Here is an 8384-nt window from a genome sequence, read left to right on the forward strand (position 1 = left end):
GACGGCTTGTTCTGGGCGACCGGGGCAGGAGAAGAGGCCAGTCCGCTTGGCGCTCTCGCCGCGCAGGCCGAGCGCGAAGGCTACAAGGGCGGGCAGGGCAAGACGCCCTATCACGGCTACTACTACAAGATCCTCAAGCGCCAGGGGGCCGCGGCGCCAGGCGGAAGCCTCGACTATGTCGTCGGCGGCAAGATGATCGGCGGCTTCGCCCTGCTCGCCTATCCCGCCGAATACGGCACCTCCGGCGTCATGAGCTTCATCGTGAACCACGAGGGTACGGTGTATCAGAAGGATCTGGGACCCAAGACCAGCCGGATCGCGACGCGGATGCGCTCATACGATCCCGACAAGACCTGGGAGAAGGTTTCGGTGCCGCAGAGTTGATGGCAGTCCACCTGGCGGACACGACCGGGAATGGCTTTGGGGCCGATGATGCCGGACAATCGCGAGGTCGAGCTGAAACTCATTCCCATGAGTGGGGACCTCGAGCACTATGCCCGGGCGGCCAAGGCGTTGGGGACAAGCGGGAAGGGCAGGACACGGCGCCTGCACTCCGTCTACTTCGATACCCCCAAGCTCAAGCTGCGGCGCAAGGGCTATTCGCTTCGCATCCGGCATGACGGCCGGAAGAACATCCAGACGGTCAAGTCGAGTGGCGCCGGAGCGATCATGCGCGGCGAGTGGGAGTGCGCCGTCGCGACCGATGCACCGTCGAAGGATACGCTCGCAGGGACGCCTCTGTGCGATGTGCTGGGCGACCGCGACCTGAGCAACTTGCGAGCGGTTTTCAGCACGCAGGTCAGGCGCAGGACCTTCGTCATCATGCGCCCCGATGCGACGGTGGAACTGGCGCTCGACATCGGAGAGATCCAGGGCGATGGCCGGTCGCTGCCGATCTGCGAGGCCGAGCTCGAACTCGCAAGCGGCACGCCGACTGCGCTCCTGAGCTGTGCCCGTGATCTGGCATCGATCGTGCCCTCGCTGCCGGTATTGTCGTCCAAGGGCGAGCGCGGCTTCCGGCTGAGCGCGGGTTCCCCGCAGAGCGCCGTCAGCGAACTGTCCTTCGATGTCACGCCGGGCATGAGCACGGAACAGGCCATCCAGAGCACGTTCTCCACTTGCTTCACCGGACTCTTCGATAACTTTGCCCTGCTCGCGGCGGGCGGCGGCGGCGAGGCGCTGCATCAAGCACGGGTCTGCATTCGCCGGATACGGGCGCTCGCCTCATTGTTCGAGCCGGCCCAGCAATGGCGAGGTGACAATGACCTTTCGCCACGGCTTCGCTGGCTGACCCAGTTTCTTGGTGCATCCCGCGAGGTCGATGTCCTCTGCGAGACCGTCCTGGCAGCGCTCGGCGCCAGCTATGGCAGCGCCCCGGGCGTTGCGGATCTGAGAGCGGTCTTTGAAACCCGGGGCGAGCACGCTCGTGAAACGGCGATCGACTATCTGAAGTCGCCGGCAGCCCTGGAGCTCAGCCTCGACCTGCTCGGCGCGCTGGCACGAACCTCGCCGACGCCGCAACAGGCCGAGCTGCTCCAGATGCCGATCGGGCGCTATCTGAGACGCGAACTTCGGCCGCGACTGAAGTCTTTCCTCAAGCGCTGCCGGCACATCGAACGGCTCGATCCACCCGAACAGCATGAGGCGCGCGTTCGCGCCAAGAAGCTCCGCTACATGATCGACCCCTTCGGTGCGCTTCTGGCCCGGCGAAGCTTCTCCAGCCTCATCGAGCCTCTCCAGACAATCCAGCGCGTCCTTGGCGACCTCAATGACCGCAGGACCGGTGAAGCCTTGCTCATGAGCTATGTCGAGGAGGTGCTGGGCGGGGATAGCGGCGGCAGCCGCATTCTCTTCGCCGCCGGCCTTGCAACTGCGCTCTGCCGCGCTTCCGACACCAAGGACGTGACGGATAGCGCGGCGGCTGCCCGCTCCAGGCTGGAGCGTTCTGATCTCGACTTCGACGAGGGAGAGGATTCCGGCCTGGCATAGCCTGCGCCGCTGGGCTCGCCGGACAAGGCGCAAGGAAGCAATGATGTTCGGTCGCCTTCCAATCCTGAGCGGCTTCTCTGGCTTCTCGCCCGACTGGCTGCGCTTTGACGTGACCGCAGGCCTGGCGGTGGCGGCGGTCGCGATCCCGAGCGCCATTGCCTATCCCGCGATCGCAGGGCTGCCCGTCGAGGTGGGGATCTATGCGAGCATCCTGCCGCTCGTCGGCTATGCGCTCTTCGGGCCCTCCCAAAAGCTCATGCTTGGCCCCGATGCGGCGACGATGACGGTTCTTGCCGCGGTCATGGCCGCGATGCCTGCCGGCTCTCCCGAGGAGCGGGTCGCCACTGCTGCGGCGCTTGCATTGGCTGTCGGCATCCTCAGCCTTCTTGCCAGCACGGTCGGCCTCGGCGCCATCGCGGCCTTCCTGTCCCGGCCGATCCTGATCGGATTCATCAGCGGCATCTCGATATCGATCATGGTGGGCCAGATCGGTCGGCTGACCGGCGTGAAGATCGACGCCGACGGCTTGCTGGCCCCAGTCCTGGAACTGTTGCGAAGATCGGATCTGATCCATTGGCCATCGGTGACGCTGGGAGCGGCGATGCTGGCGCTTCTGCTGATCCTGCCACGCCTGCGCTTTCCGATCCCGGGGCCTCTCGTCGTCGTCGTCGTTGCAGCCATCGCCTCCCATCTGTTCAATTTCGAGGCGATGGGTATCAAGGTCGTCGGCCGCCTGCCAAACACACTCCCGGCCCTGTCGTTTCCCACCGGGGCTGCCTTGCCGCTGCGCGAACTCGTGCTCGGCGCCGGGGCCGTCTGGCTCGTCGGCGTCAGCGCCGGGCTCGTCAGTGCGCGCAGCTTCGGGGTGCGCGGCAATTTTCCGATCGATGCCAACCGCGAGCTCGTCGGCATCGGCGCGGCCAATATCGCATCGGGATTGTTCAGCGGCTTTCCGGTCACCATCTCGGATTCGCGTACAGCGATAAACCTGGCTGCCGGAGCACGATCGCAACTGGCCGGGCTGGTTGCGGCCGGCGCGCTGACGGCGCTGCTGCTCTACCTCAATCAGGCGCTGCGCGTGCTGCCGGTGCCGGCGCTGGGCGCCATTCTGGTCGCAGCGGCGTTGAATCTCATCGACATTTCCGGCTTGAGGGAAACCTGGCGCATCAGCCGGGTCGAGTTCGTCTTTGCGCTGATCAGCATGTGGGGAGCGATCAGCCTGGGGGTGTTGAGCGGCGTGGTGATCGCCATTGCTGGGACCCTGCTTCATCTGCTGCTCAAGGACATGCGACCGCGCGATGCCTTGCTCGGGCGCGCTGCCGGCAGGCCGGGCTTCTACAAACTTCATCGGGTACAGGAGGCGCGGCCCGTTCCAGGGCTGGTGATCTACCTGGTTCAGGGCAGCGTGCTGTTCTTCAATGCCGAATACGTCAAAGCCCGGATCGAGGGTATCGTCGATGCGGCACCGCCGGGGACGCGCTGGCTCGTGATCGACGCCAGCGCGATCGCCCAGATCGATTCAACTGCTGCGGTCATGCTCGGTGAGCTGCAGGGGTGGCTTGCAGAGCGCGGCGTGACGCTGGCCGTCGCGGAGCTGCACCGGGATCCGATGGACATCCTCAGGCGATCGGGTTTTCTCGATGCGATTGGGCCAGGGTTGATTTTCGACGAGCTTCAGGATGCCGTCGGCGCCTTTGAAGCCGAGCGCCGCGTCATTCCAGCAGGCTAAGGCATCGGCCCGAAAAGTGGATTCCGGTTTTTGGGAAAGCCGATGCAAACACAAAAGGTTAGATTATCGGACCGGATACGGTTTCCGGTTCGATGATCTAACCGGCCGGCCGCGAGCGGGCCTCCCGAATGAGGATGTCGACGCTGACGATGAAGACCCAGACCGGGAAGATGATCACGGTCCAATCCAGGAATTGGCTGCCGATCAGGATGATGGCGGCGGCGATATACCCTGTGATCGCCGTTGCGCGTGCGGCAATTCCGGTGCGCAGGACGATCGTCGAGGCCGTCATCAGGAAAACGCCCGCCATTTTCAGGGCGTAGATGCTGGTCAGGTGATAGGCGAGCGACCGCGCAAGCATGAAGGTCATCGATCCCGGCAGGTCCCTGGGAAGCGCGGAATAGGCGATGAGGATGGCTCCGACCGAAGAAGCGGAGACGAAGAGCAGGCCGATGAACAGAAGACCGCTTCCGAGAAAGACCGTCGCAAACAACTTGTCTTCGGCCGCCCCCATCCGGTCGCGGAGGACACCGACGAACCACAGGAACGCGATGCCCGCGAACGGGATCAGGTTGAGCGCGAGCGACACTTTCCAGGATTGCGGACCCAGCCAGTCGCCAGGGTCTCGCGGGTCCAGCCGCACGGTGTCGAGGATCAGAAAAAGCGAGGTAAGCAGCAGCACCGAAAAAAGGATCCCGGCGGCGGCGGCAGCCCTCGGGGTCTTCAGGCCCTTTGCCGGATGCGGGTTGTAGCCACTCGCTAGGAGGTCGGTTGTCATCGTGGTCCAACCCTTCTTTCAAAACGGCTCCAGAACGCTGACGAATCTCCGGGAAACACGCCGTTTTGTCAGGCGCCAGGTTCCCATTGGTTTGTTGCGGTGGCAATCGAACTGCACGGACATGATGCAAGGCTGGCTGGCTCTGCCCGACTGATCGCAAGTCATTGCTACGAGATAAGGCCCAGTTGCTCCGCGGAGAGGACAAGCTCGGCTATCGAGCGTGCGGCCATCTTTTCCATCACATTGTGCCGGTGAGCCTTGACGGTGCGAATGGTGGTTCCGAGTTCGTAGGCGATCTGCTTGTTCATCCGGCCTCGCGCCACAAGAGCGAAGACCTCGCGTTCCCGCGGGGTGAGGCTGCCGAGCCGGAGCGCTCGCGATACAGCACCATCGTCATTGTGCCTGGTGCGGCGACAGCGTGCGAGCGCCCGGTTTATCGCATCGAACAGCACGTCCTTGGTGACCGGCTTCGTCAGGAAATCCTCTGCGCCGGCCTTGATCGTGCGGACACTGGTTGGAATGTCGCCATGACCGGTGAGGAAGATCACGGGCAATCGCGATCCGGCCGCATTGAGGCGGAGCTGAAGATCAGGGCCGCTCACGCCTGGAATATCGACGTCGAGCAGAATGCAGCCGTCCGTTCCTTCGTCGGGAAGCTGGTCCAGGAGCTCGGCTCCGGTCCCGTATGATTTCGTCTGGAAGCCGGAGGCTTCGAGCAAGCGAACCATTGCGGTCCTGAAGGAGATGTCGTCATCGACCAGATAGATATTGGCTGGCATGGAGGCGCTTCATGTCTTCATGGCGGGGAGATGGATGTGGAAGGCAACACCGCCATCATCGCGGTTGTCCACCCAGATCCGCCCGCGATGGGCGAGAATGATCTTCCTGCTGATCGCCAGGCCGAGCCCCATTCCATCGGCTTTGGTGGTGTAGTACTCGTCGAAAATTCTCGACAACGACTGAGGCGGGACTTTCGGTCCGTAGTTGATGATGGATATCTCGACGATGCCTCGTCCGTGAAATGCACTCTTTACGATGATATCTCTTCGAGAACTGCCATGGCCGATGATGGCATCGAGCGCGTTGATGGTGATGTTGAGGATCACCTGCTGAATCTGGATGGCATCGGCCGGGATCTCCGGAAGATTCTCGTCCAGCTCTGATCTCAGACCGATATCGTTTGCGGCAGCGCGGCTGGATACGAGCCGGAATGTATCGCGGATGCAGCGATTCAGATCGATCGTCTGAGCAGGCGATGGCGCGAGTCGGATCATGTTCCGCACGCGGTCGATGATCTCGACCGCGCGCATTTCGTCCCGTTTGATGTCCGCGACAATGTCCTGAAGCTCCGCGATGCTGGGGGCCGCATTCTTGAGGATGATCTCGGCCGCTTCAGTATTGATGAGGATTGCGCTGAGCGGTTGCTTGAGTTCGTGCGCTATGTACGCGGACATTTCTCCCAGCGAAATCCGCCGATTGACCGTCATGGCTTCCGAAATGAACTGACTTGCCTCCTGCTCGGCCACGGCGCGTCGTTGGCGTTCGAACAGGAACAGGAGGATCAGCAACGCTTGCAGGAAAAAGGCGATCGAGATGCCTGCGATCGACCAGCCATATTGTTCCCAGGCTGTGGGCCGACGAGCGACGATGTMTAAGTACTTGGTACTATTCAACACTTCGTCCGGTCCGGAGCCGAGGACGAGATTGAGGAGAAGGCCGGAGATCACCGCCAGCGCGAAGACGCCACAAAGGATCAGGTATCGATGCCGGCCGGCGTGCAGCGTCGCCGTCGGGATCTCGCCCCCCGCGCGAAATCGAACGTCCAGTGCTACCTCAGAGCGTTGCAATATGGCCTCCCGGTGGCTGCCTCACTTCGTTGCGTTTCAGCAGGTTTCCGCGACCCAGTGCCTCGCGAAACTCGTTTCCTGGTGGTCGTCCAGTTTCTGGCGCTTCGGCAGCTTGATCTTCTCGCGCGGCGGCGCCTCGTAGGGGATCGAGGACAGGATATGAGAGATGATGTTCAGCCGGGCGCGGCGCTTGTCGTCGGAATGGACGGCAAACCAGGGCGCCCAGCTCGTATCACTTGCCCGGAACATGTCGTCGCGGGCACGGGAATAGTCATTCCAGCGGCCATAGGATTTCAGATCCATAGGCGACAGCTTCCAGATCTTGCGCGGGTCGGTGATGCGCTCCTCGATCCGGCGCGTCTGCTCCTTCGGGCTGACCTCAAGCCAGTATTTCAGCAGGATGATGCCGGATTCGACGATGACTTTCTCGACGCTCGGGACTGCGAACAGGAAGGCCTGAGCCTGTTCCTCCGTACAGAACCCCATCACCCGTTCGACGCCGGCGCGGTTGTACCAGCTGCGATCGAAGATCACGACTTCGCCGGAGGCCGGGAGATGGGGCAGATAGCGCTGGACGTACATCTGCGAGCGTTCGCGATCGGTCGGCGGAGGAAGCGCGATGACGCGGAAGACCCGCGGGCTCACCCGCTCCGTGATCGCCTTGATGACACCGCCCTTACCGGCGCCGTCACGGCCCTCGAAGATAATGCAGATCTTGGCGCCGGTATGCTTGGCCCATTCCTGGAGCTTGACCAGTTCGCCATGAAATTCCTTCAACTGGCGCTCGTAAGGCTCTCGCTTCATGGCCTTGCTGACAGGAGCATCCATGATCACGCCCTCCCGGTTAGGACCAGGCCAGGAAGAAGGCGACATCGCCGGGCAGCCCACCCGGCCAGTCGATGATCATCGCGCGCAGCCGATAATTCGCGGGCTTCAGATGCTCCTTCCAGAATTCATAGGCCTGGCGCGGCCGTCCGGTGAGCGTCGTCGGCCAGTCCGCCTCTGAGTTGTTGAGCGCACGGCCCTTGTCGTTGCACAGCGCGCTCGGAAACCGCATCACCATGACCTCGCGCTCGCCACGCTCGGCAGCCGCGCGCGTCTTCACTGCGAGGTTGTGCTTGATCCGGGCAATCAGCTCGGCATTGACCTCGACCTCTTCCGCAAGCGTCTTGATCAGCTTCTGGCGTGCCTCCTCGGCCTTATCCATGGCACCCAGCATCTTGGATGCCTTCGCCATCTCGATGTCCGCCATGTAAACTTTCAGGTCGTCGGCCGACATGAAACTCTCGTCGGCGAGAATGTCGGCTTTCGCGCCGTGCGCCGCGGTCTGGGGCATTGCCGTTTCCTCTCCAGTCGAAATCGCGATTGCCTGCCTCGTCAAATGCCGTCCGGACGACCAAGGGTTTCCCTGAGCTCGGCTTCGAGGCTCTCGACGAGCTGTCGATATTCGATGCAACGCGCCTTGCGGATCGGCAGGGCCGAACTCTCCCATTCCGCCAAGGCCCGTTCGGCTTCGGCGAGGTCTGCGCAGAGCGTGCGAAAACTCTCGCTGCGGAGTGCTCTTTCCCTAATCGACCTCCCATAGGCTGGAAGATGCCGGATGGCAGCCAGCACACCCTGATCCATCGCAACGGTTCTCCCGCCGACGAGCGCCACGTCACGTCCACTATGGAGAAAGATCGCGCCCGCGGGAGTAACTAACAGGAGGCTACGCCCGGCAAGGGGCCGCAACCGATGCGTGCGACCAGTGAAACTGAGTCAATAGGGGCGGGACTTGCGGAAGCTMGCACAGCGTCCCGACCGCTCGACAGCGTGTTACGAGCGTAACCTCCCGTTAGCTACTCCCGCCCCCTTGGGCCGTCGCCTATCGTTGCAGCTTCACCGAAGTCCCCCTTCCCCCCGCGGTCGCAGAGGCKAACGACGAGGGATCCAGGCGGGCCAACCCGGAGGCCACAACATGTCGACATTGAAGCACTGGTCGCTTGCTTTCGCCCTGCTTGCCGGCGTGGCGTCCTGGTCCGACAGCCAGCCGGCCAGAGCG

General features: G+C 62.9%; 9 protein-coding genes. 3 read left to right on the top strand and 6 right to left on the bottom strand.

Translation table 11 applies throughout. The features are described from left to right. The 3 genes from AC1DIO_RS34575 to AC1DIO_RS34585 all read left to right on the top strand — a co-directional run. On the top strand, positions 1-384 hold a 384-nt coding region (locus AC1DIO_RS34575), incomplete at its 5' end, for a DUF2950 family protein (RefSeq protein ID WP_476854885.1). Between the two features lie 30 nt (positions 385-414). Beyond that, positions 415-1989: a CYTH and CHAD domain-containing protein gene (locus AC1DIO_RS34580; RefSeq protein WP_441509102.1), complete on the top strand. Its 1575-nt coding sequence runs from the start codon at positions 415-417 to the stop codon at positions 1987-1989. 43 nt (positions 1990-2032) lie between these two features. Next, the gene (locus tag AC1DIO_RS34585) at positions 2033-3718 is read left to right on the top strand and encodes a SulP family inorganic anion transporter (protein WP_441509103.1); all 1686 of its coding nucleotides are present in this window, start codon (positions 2033-2035) and stop codon (positions 3716-3718) included. Positions 3719-3815: 97 nt separating this feature from the next. Here the strand turns inward: AC1DIO_RS34585 and AC1DIO_RS34590 are convergent, their stop codons facing one another. The 6 genes from AC1DIO_RS34590 to AC1DIO_RS34615 all read right to left on the bottom strand — a co-directional run bounded on the left by AC1DIO_RS34590 (position 3816) and on the right by AC1DIO_RS34615 (position 7969). Further along, on the bottom strand, positions 3816-4496 hold the full coding sequence (locus tag AC1DIO_RS34590; protein ID WP_476777378.1) for a hypothetical protein: 681 nt from the start codon (positions 4494-4496) through the stop codon (positions 3816-3818). Positions 4497-4663: 167 nt separating this feature from the next. Next, complete coding sequence (locus AC1DIO_RS34595) at positions 4664-5275, bottom strand: response regulator transcription factor (protein WP_441509105.1); 612 nt, start codon at positions 5273-5275, stop codon at positions 4664-4666. A 9-nt stretch (positions 5276-5284) separates the two neighbouring features. Beyond that, complete coding sequence (locus tag AC1DIO_RS34600; RefSeq protein ID WP_476854886.1) at positions 5285-6343, bottom strand: sensor histidine kinase; 1059 nt, start codon at positions 6341-6343, stop codon at positions 5285-5287. 36 nt (positions 6344-6379) lie between these two features. Continuing rightward, on the bottom strand, positions 6380-7171 hold the full coding sequence (gene ppk2, locus AC1DIO_RS34605) for a polyphosphate kinase 2 (protein WP_476771127.1): 792 nt from the start codon (positions 7169-7171) through the stop codon (positions 6380-6382). A gap of 16 nt (positions 7172-7187) precedes the next feature. Beyond that, positions 7188-7679, bottom strand: a complete 492-nt coding sequence (locus tag AC1DIO_RS34610) for a hypothetical protein (RefSeq protein WP_441490971.1) — start codon at positions 7677-7679, stop codon at positions 7188-7190. Positions 7680-7720: 41 nt separating this feature from the next. Further along, entirely contained in the window at positions 7721-7969 is a 249-nt protein-coding gene (locus tag AC1DIO_RS34615) for a hypothetical protein (RefSeq protein WP_441508823.1), read from the bottom strand. Between the last annotated feature and the right edge of the window lie 415 nt (positions 7970-8384).

The organism is Allobosea sp. 05T439 (assembly GCF_056396005.1).

What these genes read in the sequence shown, in the direction of transcription:
- AC1DIO_RS34610 (WP_441490971.1), bottom strand. Translation starts at nt 7,679, where the DNA reads ATGCCCCAGACCGCGGCGCACGGCGCGAAAGCCGACATTCTCGCCGAC.
- AC1DIO_RS34580 (WP_441509102.1), top strand. Translation starts at nt 415, where the DNA reads ATGGCTTTGGGGCCGATGATGCCGGACAATCGCGAGGTCGAGCTGAAA.
- AC1DIO_RS34615 (WP_441508823.1), bottom strand. Translation starts at nt 7,969, where the DNA reads ATGGATCAGGGTGTGCTGGCTGCCATCCGGCATCTTCCAGCCTATGGG.
- AC1DIO_RS34595 (WP_441509105.1), bottom strand. Translation starts at nt 5,275, where the DNA reads ATGCCAGCCAATATCTATCTGGTCGATGACGACATCTCCTTCAGGACC.
- AC1DIO_RS34585 (WP_441509103.1), top strand. Translation starts at nt 2,033, where the DNA reads ATGTTCGGTCGCCTTCCAATCCTGAGCGGCTTCTCTGGCTTCTCGCCC.
- ppk2 (WP_476771127.1), bottom strand. Translation starts at nt 7,171, where the DNA reads ATGGATGCTCCTGTCAGCAAGGCCATGAAGCGAGAGCCTTACGAGCGC.
- AC1DIO_RS34590 (WP_476777378.1), bottom strand. Translation starts at nt 4,496, where the DNA reads ATGACAACCGACCTCCTAGCGAGTGGCTACAACCCGCATCCGGCAAAG.